General features: G+C 67.7%; 17 protein-coding genes and 2 pseudogenes. 13 read left to right on the plus strand and 6 right to left on the minus strand.

Translation table 11 applies throughout. The features are described from left to right. The 7 genes and pseudogenes from glyA to SB786_RS25090 form a co-directional block, all read left to right on the plus strand. Positions 1-213: pseudogene (gene glyA, locus SB786_RS25060) on the plus strand (serine hydroxymethyltransferase); the annotation flags it as partial. A gap of 6 nt (positions 214-219) precedes the next feature. Next, a complete protein-coding gene (gene nrdR, locus SB786_RS25065) occupies positions 220-699 on the plus strand; it encodes a transcriptional regulator NrdR (protein WP_006760615.1) in 480 nt (159 codons plus the stop codon). A 153-nt stretch (positions 700-852) separates the two neighbouring features. Further along, positions 853-1,413, plus strand: coding sequence for a GspH/FimT family pseudopilin (locus SB786_RS25070; RefSeq protein ID WP_410729832.1), 561 nt, complete (start codon positions 853-855; stop codon positions 1,411-1,413). Further along, positions 1,410-1,826 (plus strand): hypothetical protein, encoded by a 417-nt coding sequence (locus SB786_RS25075; RefSeq protein ID WP_410729833.1) that lies wholly within the window; start codon positions 1,410-1,412, stop codon positions 1,824-1,826. The genes SB786_RS25070 and SB786_RS25075 overlap by 4 nt, the downstream gene beginning before the upstream one ends. Beyond that, on the plus strand, positions 1,810-2,649 hold the full coding sequence (locus SB786_RS25080) for a PilW family protein (protein ID WP_410729834.1): 840 nt from the start codon (positions 1,810-1,812) through the stop codon (positions 2,647-2,649). Before SB786_RS25075 ends, SB786_RS25080 begins: the two co-directional genes overlap by 17 nt. 106 nt (positions 2,650-2,755) lie before the next feature. Further along, complete coding sequence (locus SB786_RS25085) at positions 2,756-3,304, plus strand: hypothetical protein (RefSeq protein WP_410729835.1); 549 nt, start codon at positions 2,756-2,758, stop codon at positions 3,302-3,304. Then, positions 3,301-3,756, plus strand: a complete 456-nt coding sequence (locus SB786_RS25090; protein ID WP_410729836.1) for a type IV pilin protein — start codon at positions 3,301-3,303, stop codon at positions 3,754-3,756. Before SB786_RS25085 ends, SB786_RS25090 begins: the two co-directional genes overlap by 4 nt. A gap of 73 nt (positions 3,757-3,829) precedes the next feature. Here the strand turns inward: SB786_RS25090 and SB786_RS25095 are convergent, their stop codons facing one another. The 4 genes from SB786_RS25095 to SB786_RS25110 all read right to left on the minus strand — a co-directional run bounded on the left by SB786_RS25095 (position 3,830) and on the right by SB786_RS25110 (position 5,431). Further along, a complete protein-coding gene (locus SB786_RS25095; protein WP_410729837.1) occupies positions 3,830-4,273 on the minus strand; it encodes a DUF3318 domain-containing protein in 444 nt (147 codons plus the stop codon). A 43-nt stretch (positions 4,274-4,316) separates the two neighbouring features. Continuing rightward, complete coding sequence (locus tag SB786_RS25100; protein ID WP_410729838.1) at positions 4,317-4,706, minus strand: phage holin family protein; 390 nt, start codon at positions 4,704-4,706, stop codon at positions 4,317-4,319. A 124-nt stretch (positions 4,707-4,830) separates the two neighbouring features. Further along, complete coding sequence (locus SB786_RS25105; protein WP_006760623.1) at positions 4,831-5,133, minus strand: YqjD family protein; 303 nt, start codon at positions 5,131-5,133, stop codon at positions 4,831-4,833. 19 nt (positions 5,134-5,152) lie between these two features. Beyond that, on the minus strand, positions 5,153-5,431 hold the full coding sequence (locus tag SB786_RS25110) for a hypothetical protein (RefSeq protein WP_410729839.1): 279 nt from the start codon (positions 5,429-5,431) through the stop codon (positions 5,153-5,155). Positions 5,432-5,450: 19 nt separating this feature from the next. Here SB786_RS25110 and SB786_RS25115 point away from each other — a divergent pair, with 19 nt between their 5' ends. Continuing rightward, positions 5,451-6,089 (plus strand): peroxiredoxin, encoded by a 639-nt coding sequence (locus tag SB786_RS25115; RefSeq protein ID WP_410729840.1) that lies wholly within the window; start codon positions 5,451-5,453, stop codon positions 6,087-6,089. A 134-nt stretch (positions 6,090-6,223) separates the two neighbouring features. On the opposite strand, the gene SB786_RS25120 is transcribed toward SB786_RS25115, so the two are convergent. Beyond that, positions 6,224-7,411, minus strand: a complete 1,188-nt coding sequence (locus SB786_RS25120) for an acyl-CoA dehydrogenase (protein WP_410729841.1) — start codon at positions 7,409-7,411, stop codon at positions 6,224-6,226. A 211-nt stretch (positions 7,412-7,622) separates the two neighbouring features. Here SB786_RS25120 and SB786_RS25125 point away from each other — a divergent pair, with 211 nt between their 5' ends. Continuing rightward, entirely contained in the window at positions 7,623-8,414 is a 792-nt protein-coding gene (locus tag SB786_RS25125; protein ID WP_410729842.1) for an IclR family transcriptional regulator, read from the plus strand. A gap of 12 nt (positions 8,415-8,426) precedes the next feature. Continuing rightward, positions 8,427-8,519: pseudogene (locus SB786_RS25130) on the plus strand (IclR family transcriptional regulator); the annotation flags it as partial. A gap of 222 nt (positions 8,520-8,741) precedes the next feature. Here SB786_RS25130 and SB786_RS25135 read toward each other — a convergent pair. Further along, on the minus strand, positions 8,742-9,545 hold the full coding sequence (locus SB786_RS25135) for an EAL domain-containing protein (RefSeq protein ID WP_006760627.1): 804 nt from the start codon (positions 9,543-9,545) through the stop codon (positions 8,742-8,744). Between the two features lie 385 nt (positions 9,546-9,930). Here SB786_RS25135 and SB786_RS25140 point away from each other — a divergent pair, with 385 nt between their 5' ends. From SB786_RS25140 to SB786_RS25150, 3 genes are read left to right on the plus strand one after another with little or no spacing between them, the layout of a single operon-like run. Beyond that, entirely contained in the window at positions 9,931-11,607 is a 1,677-nt protein-coding gene (locus tag SB786_RS25140; RefSeq protein WP_410729843.1) for an FAD-dependent oxidoreductase, read from the plus strand. Positions 11,608-11,653: 46 nt separating this feature from the next. Then, positions 11,654-11,884, plus strand: coding sequence for a DUF2783 domain-containing protein (locus SB786_RS25145; RefSeq protein WP_006760629.1), 231 nt, complete (start codon positions 11,654-11,656; stop codon positions 11,882-11,884). After that, positions 11,881-13,242, plus strand: coding sequence for an MFS transporter (locus SB786_RS25150; RefSeq protein WP_410729845.1), 1,362 nt, complete (start codon positions 11,881-11,883; stop codon positions 13,240-13,242). Before SB786_RS25145 ends, SB786_RS25150 begins: the two co-directional genes overlap by 4 nt. The last annotated feature ends 11 nt before the right edge of the window (positions 13,243-13,253 follow it).

A 13,253-nucleotide genomic window follows, 5' to 3' on the forward strand; every position in this document is an offset into this window, starting at 1 on the left:
GCGATCCCGAACGATCCGGAAAAGCCGTTCGTGACGAGCGGCATCCGCCTGGGTTCGCCGGCGATGACGACGCGCGGCTTCGGCCCGGCGGAAGCCGAGCAGGTCGGCAACCTGATCGCGGACGTGCTTGAAGCGCCGGAAGATGCGGCGACGATCGAGCGCGTGCGCGGGCAAGTGGCCGAGCTGACCAAGCGTTTCCCGGTCTATCGCTGATCCCGCATGCGCTGCCCGTTCTGCCGGCATGAAGACACGCAGGTCGTCGACTCGCGCGTGTCCGAAGATGGCGCCGCCATTCGCCGGCGCCGTCGCTGCTCGGCTTGCGACAAGCGCTTCACGACGTACGAGCGGGTCGAGCTGAACCTGCCGGCCGTCGTGAAGAAGGACGGCAGCCGCACGGAATTCGATCGTCGCAAGATCGTCGCCAGCATGCAACTCGCGCTGCGCAAGCGGCCGGTTGCGGCTGACGCGATCGACGCGGCGGTCGCCCGCATCGAATATCAACTGCTCGCCACCGGCGAGCGGGAAGTGCGTAGCGAGAAGCTCGGCGAACTCGTGATGAACGAGTTGCGCGGTCTCGATACGATCGCCTATGTCCGTTTCGCATCGGTTTACCGCCGGTTCGAGGACGTTTCCGAATTTGCCGACGTGATCGAAGAGTTCCGTCGCGCGTCCCCCTCCAAGCCTCCGCGTAAGCGCTGACGCGCTGCGTCCGTTCATCGTCTTCTCCGTGGGTTCGATTCGTGCCGATTGTGTCGGCCGCGATCGCATGTCGCCAGTCGTCCGTTCGGCCAATGGCGCGCGTTCGCTCGCGTCGCTACAGTCGTCGCATCACGTTGACGGAGGGCGATGGCGATGGAACTGCACCGGCAGGTCGTCGAAAAAGGCATGCGCTGCTGCGGCGGCTTCACGCTCGTCGAGCTGATGGTCGCGATCGCGCTGGCGGCGTCGATCGGACTTTTCGCAGCACCCGCATTCAATCAATGGCACATGCGCGAACGCGTGGATGCGCGCTCGCGCGCGCTGCTCGGTGCGTTGTCGTTCGCACGCACCGAGGCGACGCGTCTCGGCGTGCGCGTCACGCTGTGCAGGGCCGGGCGCGACGGCGACTGCATGCGTTCCGGCGAGCGGTGCGACCCGGCGGAATGGTCGTGCGGCTGGATCGTCAGCGGGCAGTTCGACGGACAGTCGCGCGTGCTGCGGCGTTATCCGCGCGATGCCGACATCGCCGTCGCGGGCATCGCGCACGATCTGGCGTTCGCGCCGCCGGCGGGCCAGGTGATCGGCGGGATCAGGCGTTTCGAATTGCGTCCGCAGCGCATGCTGTCCGGGGACGACGCACGCGTGTCGCGTTGCATCCGGATCGCGGCGGGCGGCCGGGCGCGCGTCGCCGCCGGGCGTTGCGGCGCGGCATGAAGCGCGTGCGCTGGTCGATGCGCGGCACGTCGCTGCTCGAAGCGGTGCTGGCCGTCGCGCTGCTCGCAGCCGTGATGCTGGCCGTGGCCGGCAGCCAGCTTGCGATGACGCGCGCGCAGCGGGCGACGATCTGGCGTGAACGCGCGCTGTGGCTGGCCGATGCACGCATCGAGCGCCGACACGCAGCGGCAGGCGCCGACGACGGCATCGCGGCGCTCGCGGCCGCATCGTTGCCGGGCGGTGCGATGACGCTTGACCATGGGCCGGGCGGTGTCCGGTTCGTGATTGTCGGCTGGCGCGGTGCGGGCGCGGCGGTGTCGACGCGATGCGAAGGCGCGGGGGTAACGGTGAAGCCGCCGTCGTGCGTGCGGATTCCGTTTCGGGAGGTCGAGGTCGATGCCGTTGAACGCTGATCGCCGCAGCCGCGCGCATACGCTGCTCGAAGTGCTGATCGCGATGATCGTCGGTCTGCTCGTGCTTGCCGCGGCCGGTGCGCTGTATCACGCGCAGCGCGTCGCGCAGCGGCGGGCGGAAGACGGGTTCCGGATGCGCGATGCGGCCGCGACCGCACTGATGCTGATCGGCCAGCAGATCCAGATGGCCGGGTTTCGGCCGCTCGATGTCGACGGAGCGTCATCGTTGCCGCCAGTGTTCGGCTGTTCCGCGGGCCGTGTGCGAGGCGATGGCGCGCAGGTGCGCTGCGAAGCCGTGCGCGCGGCGTCGGATGCGGTGCTGATCCGGTATGTCGGCGATGCCGTGTCGACGTGGCCGACCAGCAGCGCACAGGTGTCGGATTGTCTCGGGCAGGGTATCGGCGCCCCGGGTGAGCGGCCGCTCGTGGAAAACCGTTTCGACGCGCATGTCAGCCCGTCGACGGGCGAACCCGAACTGTACTGCGAGGGAAGCGGGCGTCCAGGCACACCGCAACCCGTCGTGTCCGGGATCGACCAACTGCGCGTGCGTTACCTGCGTCGCGACGGTGCGCAGTTCGTCGACGCGCACGCGATGGGCGCTGACGGCTGGCGCGATGTCGTCGCCGTGCATGTGTGCGTGAGGGCGCGTGGCGAGCCGACGCACGAGCCCGCGCGTCATGTCGATTGCGACGGCCGTACGGCCGCTGCGCCGGAGGGTCGCGCGCATCTGGTGCTGCATCGAATCGTCGCGTTGCGAAATTCCGCGGTCGCATTCGCCGATCCTGTCCGTGACGCGGCGCCGGACCATGAGGCGTTGCGATGATTCACGCAAACGGGTTCATCGGCAACCTTGCGATGCGAATCGTGGCCGGACGTGCGAGAAGGCGCGCCGGGGCGCCCTGCGGTACGCACCGCGCGGCGGAGGCATCATGTTGAGCGGCGGCGCGACGCGCGCACGCGCTCTGTCCGCCACTCGAAGCTGGCGTCGCGACGCGGGCCTTGCGCTGCCTGCCGTGATCGCGGTCGGTGCGGCGGTCGCCGCGCTGACCGGCACGTGGTTCGAATCCGCACTGACGGAATCGCGCCGCACGCGGGCGTTGTCGGACCGGCTGATTGCATTCCACGCGGCCGATGCGGCACTGGCGGCCTGCACCGCGCGATTGCTGCGCGGCGGGGCGCCGTACCTGGACGAACCCGCATCATCGGTCGAGCCCGAGGGATGGCGACGCACGCCTGCACTGGGCGCCGCCGAAGCGTTCGCCCCGTTCGCGTCCTGGCCGATGGCGGCGCAGCCGCCGCGTTGCCTGATCGAAGCCTGGCGAGGCGTCGGTCCGCAACGCAGTCGTGCCTACCTCGTCACCGCGCGCGGCGTCGGCGGCCATGCGTCGAGCGTGGTCTGGCTGCAGAGCCAGGTCGCGCTGCGCGACGGACGCATCGTTGCGCAGCGCTGGCGTCGCGTCGCGGCGGTGCATCGATGAAAGGCCCTGCGCGGATGCGCCGAGCGGCGGCGTTCACGTTGCTCGAACTGATGATCGTGCTCGCGATCGTCGCTGTGCTGGCCGGGTGGGGTATTCCGTCGTATCGCGAGCATGTCGCGCGCATGCATCGCGCGTCGGCGGTTGCCGCGCTGTACCGTGCGGCTCAATATCTCGAAATGCTCGACGGCCCGCCGCCGCAGAGCTTGCCGGACGCCTATGCGCACGCGCCGCCGGACGGGCCGGCGGTCTATCGCGTCGCGCTGCGGCGATCGGTCGGCGACGATGCAGCGGTCGTCTATGAGCTCATTGCGAGTCCGCTCGATGCGGGCCCGATGCGCGACGACGCATGCGGTGCATTCACGCTGCGTTCGGACGGGACGAAAGGCAATGCGGGATCGAATGACGGCAGCGAGGCCGATGCGCGGGAGCGCACATGCTGGGGCGTGCGTTGATCACGCTGCAACGGACGGAAGGCGCGCGGAAAACGCGCGACGGCGCGACGCCGTGCGCGCTTGTCGTTACGTCTCAGTCATCGTTGACGGTAGTTCCGCGCTCGTCGCGCGACTGTTTCCAGATCCGGTAGACCTCCCACGCGGCGAAGCCGACGGTGCCCCACTTCAACGCGGGGCCCGCGCTCGCGCGCAGCAGCGAGCGGACGGGTTTCGCCAGCACGAGCGATGCGAGCGAACTCAGCATCGGATACTGGTTCACGAGTTGGCCGAGGCTCGCGTTCAGGTGCTTGGCGGACTGGCTGAACGTGCCGCCCGACAGGCCGGGAATGAACACCTTGAGCCACCTGAAGCGCGTGACGGCGTGGCGCACTTCGGCTGCGGCCTCGGCAAGCTCGAGCCGCTCGACCTCGGAGCGCAGGATCAGCAATTCCTTGCGGAGCGCGCGATGCTGCGACGCGCTCCAGTGCGATCGCGACGAATGGGGGCGGGGGGAATTGCCCGTGACGTTCTGGCTCATGGCGCGTCGGCGAAGTAGGTGAGAGGGGCGAACACGACTGCGTTCACGGCTTGCCGCGGAAAATTTCGCGGTCTTTCTCGAGCTCGGCGAGCGTGGACTCGAACACGGTCGGCGCTTCGCGCAGGCCAGAGCGCGCCTTCAGCCCACACACGAGGGCGGCGATCGCGTACAGCGCGGTAATGCCCGCGAGCGACTGCCAGCGATAGGTGTCCCAGAACGCGATCGCGACGAGCACGGTCAGGCTGATCAGCGCCATCGTTGCGAGCATCATCGCCGCGAGCCCGAGGAACAGCACGCCCATCAGGCGTTCCTTCTCCTCGGCGAGTTCGATGCCGACCAGTTCGAGGCGCGTTTGCAGCAGGCCGATCGCTGAGCCGACGAGGCGGCGCAGCGGTCCGTGGCCGGACGGCTGCGAGTGAGTGTCTGTCGTCATGGATGAGGCGCTTGCGCGCGCAGTAAGCGGCTAGGTCAAAGCCTGCCGGTGGCGAACCACCGGCAGGCTTCGGCACCCATGCGCCGCACCGTGCGGCACATGGGTCGGAACAGCGCTGAGCGCGTTACTTGCGGTTGATCAGCAGACCGATCAACACGCCGACACCCGCGGCGACGCCGATCGACGTCCACGGATGCTCATGCACGTAATCGTCGGTCGCGCGCGCAGCCTTCTTGCCTTTCTCGACCACCACGACCTGAACGTCGGCTGCCTTTTCCCTGGCCTGCTTCAGACGCGACATGGCTTTCTCGCGCAGCTCGGCTGCACGATCGCCCGTGCTGCTCGCTGCTTGCTTGAGCAGATCCTCGGCGTCCGAGAGAACGGTTTTGATATCCGACATCAGTTTCTCCTTGTTGATTTCCGACATTGCAACTCCCTTCATGCTGTCATGCTGCAGGTTCACATCGTAACGAAACCCCTGCCTGCTGGCGAGCCGGGAACACACACGGCGGCGGTGCAATACCGCATGTTAAACGACTTGTAATTTTAAACAGAGCCGCAAACCGTGCAAAAAGTTCTGTTGCCGCCGTCAGGCCTGCTTCGCCGCAGGGTAAAAATGACAAAAAAGTATGAATATCAAACGGAATAATCGTTCGCACGGCCCATTGCTTCCCGTAAGCTGATGGACTGTCCCGCGCCGTCCAGCGCGCGGTTTCAACCAGCATCGTTCGAGGAGGGAGCATCATGAGTCTGCGTCTTGGTGACATCGCACCGGATTTCGAGCAGGAATCGAGCCTGGGCCCGATCAAGTTTCACGAGTGGCTGGGCAACAGCTGGGGCGTCCTGTTCTCGCACCCGGCCGACTACACGCCGGTGTGCACGACTGAGCTCGGGTTGACCTCGAAGCTGAAGGGCGAATTCGAGAAACGCAACGTGAAGGTGATCGCGCTGTCGGTCGACAACGCCGAATCGCACAAAGGCTGGATCAACGACATCAACGAAACGCAGTCGACGGTCGTCGGTTTCCCGATCATCGCCGACGCGGACCGCAAGGTCTCGCAACTGTACGACATGATCCACCCGAACGCGAACGAGACGCTGACGGTGCGCTCGCTGTTCGTGATCGACCCGAACAAGAAGGTGCGGCTCACCATTACCTATCCGGCCAGCACCGGGCGCAACTTCGACGAAGTGCTTCGCGTGATCGACTCGCTGCAACTGACCGATAATTACAAAGTCGCGACGCCCGGCAACTGGAAGGACGGCGATGACGTCGTGATCGTGCCGTCGCTGCAGGATCCGGAAGAACTGAAGAAACGCTTCCCGAAGGGCTTCAACGCAGTGCGTCCGTACCTGCGCCTCACGCCGCAGCCGAACAAGTAAGCATCGGCTGACGCATCGATGGCGCGTAACGAACGGGCGCACCGATGACAACGGCCCGCCCGGCATCGCTGCTGGGCGGGCCGTGTCGTTTCAGCGCATGCGGCGCGCGGGCGCGGCGGGTTATGCGCGATTGATCAGAAGAAAGCCTGGATGCCCGTTTGCGCGCGGCCGAGGATCAGCGCGTGGATGTCGTGCGTGCCTTCGTACGTGTTGACCACTTCGAGGTTCACGAGGTGGCGCGCGACGCCGAATTCGTCCGAGATGCCGTTGCCGCCGAGCATGTCGCGCGCGAGCCGCGCGATGTCGAGCGACTTCCCGCACGAGTTGCGCTTCATGATCGACGTGATCTCGACGGCCGCCGTGCCTTCGTCCTTCATCCGGCCGAGACGCAGCACGCCCTGCAGGCCGAGCGTGATTTCAGTCTGCATGTCGGCGAGCTTCTTCTGGATCAGCTGGTTCGCGGCGAGCGGCCGGCCGAACTGCTGGCGGTCGAGCACGTACTGGCGCGCGGTGTGCCAGCAGGATTCGGCCGCGCCGAGCGCGCCCCAGGCGATCCCGTAGCGTGCCGAGTTCAGGCACGTGAACGGGCCGCGCAGGCCGCTCACGTTCGGCAGCAGGTTCTCTTCGGGCACGAACACTTCGTCGAGGACGATCTCGCCGGTGATCGACGCGCGCAGCCCGACCTTGCCGTGGATCGCCGGTGCCGACAGGCCCTTCCAGCCTTTCTCGAGGATGAAGCCGCGGATGGCGTCCTTGCCGTTTTCTTCCAGCTTCGCCCACACGACGAACACGTCGGCGATCGGGGAGTTGGTGATCCACATCTTCGCGCCGGACAGCGAATAGCCGCCGGGCACCTTCTTCGCGCGCGTGACCATGCCGCCCGGGTCGGAGCCGTGATTCGGCTCGGTCAGCCCGAAGCAGCCGATCCATTCGCCGGTCGCGAGCTTCGGCAGGTATTTCTGCTTCTGCGCGTCCGAGCCGAATTCGAAGATCGGCACCATCACGAGCGACGACTGCACGGACATCATCGAGCGGTAGCCGGAGTCGACGCGCTCGACTTCGCGCGCGATCAGGCCGTAGCTGACGTAATTGAGGCCCGGGCCGCCGTATTCCTCCGGAATCGTCGGGCCGAGCAGGCCGATTTCACCCATTTCGCGGAAGATCCCGGCGTCGGTGCGTTCGTGGCGGAACGCCTCGGTGACGCGCGGGGCGAGCTTGTCCTGCGCGTAGGCGTGCGCGGCATCGCGCACCATCCGCTCTTCTTCGGTCAGTTGCTGGTCGAGCAGCAGCGGATCGTCCCAATGAAAAGTTGCAGCGCTCATCGTGTCATCTCCTGTCGGGGCGCTTCGCCGCTTGCTCTGCCCGATGCTTCGCGATTGGGCAGAGTTGGCACATTCAGCGCTTGCCTGATTCCATGCTTTGCGGTCGTCCCGGGTTGGCGCTTCGCCGCCTTGCCCGATATCTAAAGTTTGCTTGACTCTAGTTCCGCTGTGCGGAACAATGTTTTGCAAAACCAACCCAGTGTAGCACCAGATGACGCTTTCAACCATCGACGAAACCATGATCGACGACCGCAAGTTCGTCGTTGCGCTCGCGCGCGGGCTCGACCTGTTGCGCGCGTTCCGGCCCGGCGAGACGATGCTCGGCAATCGCGACTTCGCGGAGCGCACCGGGCTGCCGAAGGCGACGGTGAACCGGCTCGCCTACACGCTGACCGTGCTCGGCTACCTGCGCTACGACGAAACGCTCGGAAAGTATGCGCTCGACGCCGGCGTGCTGTCGCTCGGCTACGCGCTGCTGTCGGGCTCCGGGACGATCGATCTCGCGCGGCCGCACATGCAGGCGCTCGCGCGCGAAATCGGCGCGGCCGTGTCGCTCGGCTGCCGCGACGGGCTCGACATGATCTACCTGGAGACGATCCGCAGCGAAACCGCGCTGACGCTCGGGCTCGCGCCCGGCTCGCGGCTGTCGATGCTGACGAGCTCGATGGGACGCGCGTACCTCGCCGTGCAGCCGGATGACGTGCGCCGCGCGCTTTATGCGGACCTGCACCGGGCGGCCGGCGGCGCGGCCGATGCGGATGCGCTCGTCGCGGCCGCGCAGCGTGCGGTGGCCGAGTTCTCCGAGGGTGGATGCTGCTATTCGTTTCGCGCGTGGCACATGGACGTGAACGCGGCGGCCGTGCCGTTTCGCGAGCCGCGCGAGGGGCGCTGGCTGATCCTGAGCTGCAGCGGGCCCGCATCGTCGATGGACGAGCATGTGTTCCGTACGCAGGTCGGGCCGAAGCTGAGGGCGCTCGCGCAGCGGCTCGGGCAGACGGTCTGAGACGGGCGCCGCGGGCCGGCATCGTCGATGGACGAGCATGTGTTCCGCACGCAGGTCGGGCCGAAGCTGAAGGCGCTCGCGCAGCGGCTCGGGCAGACGGTCTGAGAGGGGCGCCGCGAGCCCACGCAGCGCGGGTTCTGCGGAACGGGGAAGCGCGCAGCCGCCGGTTGCACCGCGTGTGAGCATCCGCGAGCGAGCGCGTCCGACCATTCCGTCTGAATGGACGCAAAACCGTGAGGCAGCGAGCGACGTTGCTCGCTCCCCCCGATTCCCGAGCAATACGGCATCGGGACCCGCCATCCGGCTTGGCCCCGTCGCCCGCCCGGTTCAGGCCGTGACGACCTTCGCGAACACCGGCCCCTGCATGAACCGCACGTCGTGCTGGCGCAGCAGTTCGCACTGCGTCTCGTCGACGACGCCGTCGAAAATCAGCGGAATGCGCACACGCTGCGCATACGCGACCAGCGCCTTCACCATCCCGTCGCGCAGCGCGATGCCCGCATCCATCTTGATGTAGTCGGGCCGCGCCATCTCCGATTCGACCGCGAGGATCCGCCCCGGGTCGGGCAGCTTGTCCGCGACCTTGAAGCCGTGATGCTGGTAGCTGCGCGTCAGGTAGCCGAGGAAGGTCTTGTGCGCGACCGCGACCGCCGGCAGCTCGATCACGATCCGCTCGGTCGGCAGCCCGAACCGCTGCAGCACCGTCGAGAAATGCTTGCCGTGGTCGTACTTCACGCTCTTGAGCAGCCGCTCGTGCACGCGCAGGAACAGCAGCCCGTGACGTTGCGCGCCGAAGAAATTGATCGCGTGCAGCGCGCGCGACAGCCGGTCGATCGCGACGAGCGCCTGATCGTCGACGGCCGAGTCGACCGGGTCGTGCGGGGCGCCCGTGACCAGCGTGACGGCCTGGAAGCCGAGCTCGTCGCCGTAGCGCTCGATCGCATCCGTGAACGACGTCGACTGCGGTGCGCCCGGCATCGTCACGTCGTAGATGGGTTCGTAGGCGCTCGCGAGCGTGCGCTCCGGCAGATTCGCGCACGCGGTGCCGCCCTCGGCGAGCGCAAGGTGTTCCCGCAGATACGGCAGCTGCCCGGCACGGACGACCAGTTCGGGAATGTTGGGCGGAATCATCGGCGTAGGAAGGAAAAATGGCGGCCGAACGGGCCGCCTCGTGTCTTGATATTAGCAGTGCGCGCCCGGCTCGGCTTGGCGTTTCGCTCATATGGTTATCCCGTCCCGGGGACGATGCCTAGGGTTTACGTTGATTTCACTATTCGTAATTGGTTTTACTATTCGTAAATCCAACGATTTGTCGCCGATCAAGAAAAGCGGCGTTCGGGCGCCCGCAACGGCGCCGTTTCCCGAATCGAATCAACAGGCAGCAAGGAGCGAGACGTGGCGGTTGACAGCAAGAGGGCGGAGCAGCACGGGCCGCGGCAGCGGCGGGCAAAGGGCACGGACATGGGCGGCACGACGCGGCACGCGCGAGCGTGCGCACGGCAGGGTTGAGGAGCGGATGGCGACCATGAGCATCGATTACCAGACGCTGAAGTTCGAGTACCGGCCGCGCGCGGCGCGGGCCGCCGGCGATGACGCGGTCATCCACCCGGTGATCGTCGTCGGCGCGGGCCCGGTGGGCCTGTCGGCCGCGATCGACCTGGCGCAGCAAGGCGTGCCGGTCGTGCTGCTCGACGACGACGACACGTTGTCGACGGGCTCGCGCGCAATCTGCTTCGCGAAGCGCACGCTCGAGATCTTCGACCGGCTCGGCTGCGGCGAGCGCTTCGTCGAGAAGGGGGTGAGCTGGCACGTCGGCAAGGTGTTCCTGCAGGACGAGCAGCTCTACACCTTCGACCTGCTGCCCGAGGAAGGGCATGCGCGCCCCGCGTTCATCAACCTGCAGCAGTACTACGTCGAAGGCTATCTGGCCGAGCGCGCGTTCGAACTGCCGAACCTGGAGATTCGCTGGAAGCACAAGGTGACGGGCGTCGCGCAGTCGGCGGAGCACGCGGCGCTGACCGTCGAGACGCCGGAAGGCATCGAGACGCTGCACGCGCGCTACGTGATCGCGGCCGACGGCTCGCGCAGCCCGATGCGCGCGGCGATGGGCCTCGAGAGCCGCGGCCGCACGTTCAAGGACCGCTTCCTGATCGCCGACGTGAAGATGAAGGCGGAATTCCCGACCGAGCGCTGGTTCTGGTTCGATCCGCCGTTTCACCGCAACCAGTCGGTGCTGCTGCACCGCCAGCCCGACAACGTGTGGCGCATCGACTTCCAGCTCGGCTGGGACGCCGATCCGGTCGCGGAGAAGCAGCCGGAGCGCGTGATTCCGCGCGTGCGTGCGCTGCTCGGGGCGGACGTCGAGTTCGAGCTCGAATGGGTGAGCGTCTATACGTTCCGCTGTCAGCGGATGGATACGTTCCGGCACGGCCGCGTGCTGTTCGCGGGCGATTCCGCGCACGGCGTGTCGCCGTTCGGCGCGCGCGGCGCGAACAGCGGCGTGCAGGACGCGGACAACCTCGCGTGGAAGCTGAAGCTCGTGCTCGACGGCCGCGCGGACGATCGCCTGCTCGACACCTATGCGAGCGAGCGCGAGTTCGCGGCCGACGAGAACATCCGCAATTCGACGCGCTCGACCGACTTCATCACGCCGAAGAGCGCGGTGTCGCGCGTGTTCCGTGACGCGACGCTGAAGCTCGCACGCGACTGCGAATTCGCGCGCAAGCTCGTGAACAGCGGCCGCCTGTCGGTGCCGGCCGCGCTGGCCGATTCGCCGCTGAACACGCCGGACCGCAACGGCGACGCGTTCGCGTGCGCGATGCGCCCGGGTGCCGCGGCGGCCGATGCGCCGGTGCGCACGCAGGGGGCTTCGGGCTGGCTGCTGCAGCATTTGGGCGATGGCTTCGCGGGCGTGCTGTTCGGGCTGCCGGCAGACGCGGCCGCGCTCGTGCAGGCGCTCGGCGGCCTCGCACTGCCGGTGCGGCCGGTGCTGGTCGTGCCGGCCGGGCATGCACAACCGGTGGCCGGGGTCGACGTCGTGGAGGACGTCGACGGCTTCGTCGCGCAACGCTACGACGCGCAACCCGGCACGTTCTACCTGCTGCGCCCCGACCAGCACGTGTGCGCACGGATGCGTACGCTCGAGCGCCAGGCGATCGCCGACGCACTGGCGCGCGCAACCTGCGCACGCTGAACCCCGTATCGACACCACAACGACACCAAAATCGGAGACACCCGTCATGCCCCGACTCGACACCCGCCCGCGCCTGGCCGATCCGGACGCGTTCTACGAAGCGCTGATCGACATGCATCGCGACCTGTCGGACGCCGACAGCCAGCTCGTCAACGCGAAGCTGATCCTGCTGCTCGCGAACCACATCGGCGACGCCGACGTGCTGCGCGAAGCGATGGCGCTCGCGCGCCAGGGCGTGACGCCCGCCGTGCATCCGGCCGCCGAGGTCGCGCAATGAGCGCGGCGCCGGCCGACGCGCGCGTGCTCGAAGTCGAGCGCGTGATCGACGAGACCCATCGCCCGCGCTTTCACTGGATGCTGCTCGCGCTGTGCGGGCTGTGCCTCGTGATCGACGGCTTCGATGCGCAGGCGATGGGGTATGTGGCGCCCAGCGTGATCGCCGAATGGGGCGTGCCGAAGCAGGCGCTCGGTCCGGTGTTCAGCGCGAGCCTGTTCGGGATGCTGCTCGGCGCGCTCGGGCTGTCGGTGCTGGCCGACCGGATCGGGCGGCGCCCGGTGCTGATCGGCTCGACGCTGTTCTTTGCCGTGACGATGCTCGCGACGCCGTTCGCGGGCTCGATTCCGATGCTGATGGCGCTGCGCTTCGTCACGGGCCTCGGCCTCGGCTGCATCATGCCGAACGCGATGGCGCTGGTCGGCGAATTCAGCCCGGCGGCGCATCGCGTGAAGCGGATGATGATGGTGTCGTGCGGCTTCACGCTCGGCGCCGCGATCGGCGGCTTCATCAGCGCCGCGCTGATTCCGGCGCTCGGCTGGCGCGCGGTGTTCTTCGTCGGCGGCGCGGTGCCGCTCGTGCTGACGATCGCGATGCTCGCGCGGCTGCCCGAGTCGCTGCAGTTCCTGGTGCTGAAAGGGCACGACGCGCACGCACGCGACTGGCTCGCGCGCTTCGCGCCGCAGGCCGGTATCGACGCGAGCACGCGTCTGGTCGTGCGCGAGCGCGCGGCGAGCGGCGCGCCGGTCGCCGAGCTGTTCCGGCATGGCCGCCTGCCGGTCACGCTGCTGCTGTGGGCCATCAGCTTCATGAACCTGATCGACCTGTACTTCCTGTCGAACTGGCTGCCGGCCGTGATGCGCGACGCGGGCTATTCGCCGGGCACGGCGGTGATCGTCGGCACGGTGCTGCAGACGGGCGGCGTGATCGGCACGCTGTCGCTCGGCTGGTTCATCGAACGCTACGGCTTCGTGCGCGTGCTGTTCGCGTGCTTCGCGTGCGCGGCCGTCTCGGTCGGCCTGATCGGCTCGGTCGCGCATGCGCTGCCGTGGCTGCTGATCGTCGTGTTCGCGGGCGGATTCTGCGTGGTCGGCGGGCAGCCGGCCGTGAACGCGCTCGCGGGCCAGTATTACCCGACGTCGCTGCGCTCGACCGGCATCGGCTGGAGCCTCGGCATCGGCCGGATCGGCTCGGTGCTCGGGCCGCTCGTCGGCGGACAACTGATTGCGCTCAACTGGACGCACGGTGCGCTGTTCCACGCGGCCGCGGTGCCCGTGCTGTGCTCGGCGCTGTTCGTGCTGGGACTGGCCGGCGTAACGCGGCGCGGCGGTGCGCAGGCGCCGAACGCCGCCCTGAATTGATGGAGAAAGGA

This window comes from Burkholderia sp. SIMBA_062 (assembly GCF_046534765.1).
Taxonomy (GTDB): domain Bacteria; phylum Pseudomonadota; class Gammaproteobacteria; order Burkholderiales; family Burkholderiaceae; genus Burkholderia; species Burkholderia ambifaria.

Bases quoted from the DNA above. Each gene is read 5' to 3' on its own strand.
- SB786_RS25095 (WP_410729837.1), bottom strand. From the start codon at position 4,273: ATGAGCCAGAACGTCACGGGCAATTCCCCCCGCCCCCATTCGTCGCGA.
- SB786_RS25140 (WP_410729843.1), top strand. From the start codon at position 9,931: ATGGCGACCATGAGCATCGATTACCAGACGCTGAAGTTCGAGTACCGG.
- SB786_RS25135 (WP_006760627.1), bottom strand. From the start codon at position 9,545: ATGATTCCGCCCAACATTCCCGAACTGGTCGTCCGTGCCGGGCAGCTG.
- SB786_RS25105 (WP_006760623.1), bottom strand. From the start codon at position 5,133: ATGTCGGAAATCAACAAGGAGAAACTGATGTCGGATATCAAAACCGTT.
- SB786_RS25150 (WP_410729845.1), top strand. From the start codon at position 11,881: ATGAGCGCGGCGCCGGCCGACGCGCGCGTGCTCGAAGTCGAGCGCGTG.
- SB786_RS25070 (WP_410729832.1), top strand. From the start codon at position 853: ATGGAACTGCACCGGCAGGTCGTCGAAAAAGGCATGCGCTGCTGCGGC.
- SB786_RS25145 (WP_006760629.1), top strand. From the start codon at position 11,654: ATGCCCCGACTCGACACCCGCCCGCGCCTGGCCGATCCGGACGCGTTC.
- SB786_RS25115 (WP_410729840.1), top strand. From the start codon at position 5,451: ATGAGTCTGCGTCTTGGTGACATCGCACCGGATTTCGAGCAGGAATCG.
- SB786_RS25080 (WP_410729834.1), top strand. From the start codon at position 1,810: ATGCCGTTGAACGCTGATCGCCGCAGCCGCGCGCATACGCTGCTCGAA.
- SB786_RS25085 (WP_410729835.1), top strand. From the start codon at position 2,756: ATGTTGAGCGGCGGCGCGACGCGCGCACGCGCTCTGTCCGCCACTCGA.
- SB786_RS25120 (WP_410729841.1), bottom strand. From the start codon at position 7,411: ATGAGCGCTGCAACTTTTCATTGGGACGATCCGCTGCTGCTCGACCAG.
- SB786_RS25075 (WP_410729833.1), top strand. From the start codon at position 1,410: ATGAAGCGCGTGCGCTGGTCGATGCGCGGCACGTCGCTGCTCGAAGCG.
- SB786_RS25090 (WP_410729836.1), top strand. From the start codon at position 3,301: ATGAAAGGCCCTGCGCGGATGCGCCGAGCGGCGGCGTTCACGTTGCTC.
- SB786_RS25125 (WP_410729842.1), top strand. From the start codon at position 7,623: ATGACGCTTTCAACCATCGACGAAACCATGATCGACGACCGCAAGTTC.
- SB786_RS25100 (WP_410729838.1), bottom strand. From the start codon at position 4,706: ATGACGACAGACACTCACTCGCAGCCGTCCGGCCACGGACCGCTGCGC.
- SB786_RS25110 (WP_410729839.1), bottom strand. From the start codon at position 5,431: ATGCTGGTTGAAACCGCGCGCTGGACGGCGCGGGACAGTCCATCAGCT.
- nrdR (WP_006760615.1), top strand. From the start codon at position 220: ATGCGCTGCCCGTTCTGCCGGCATGAAGACACGCAGGTCGTCGACTCG.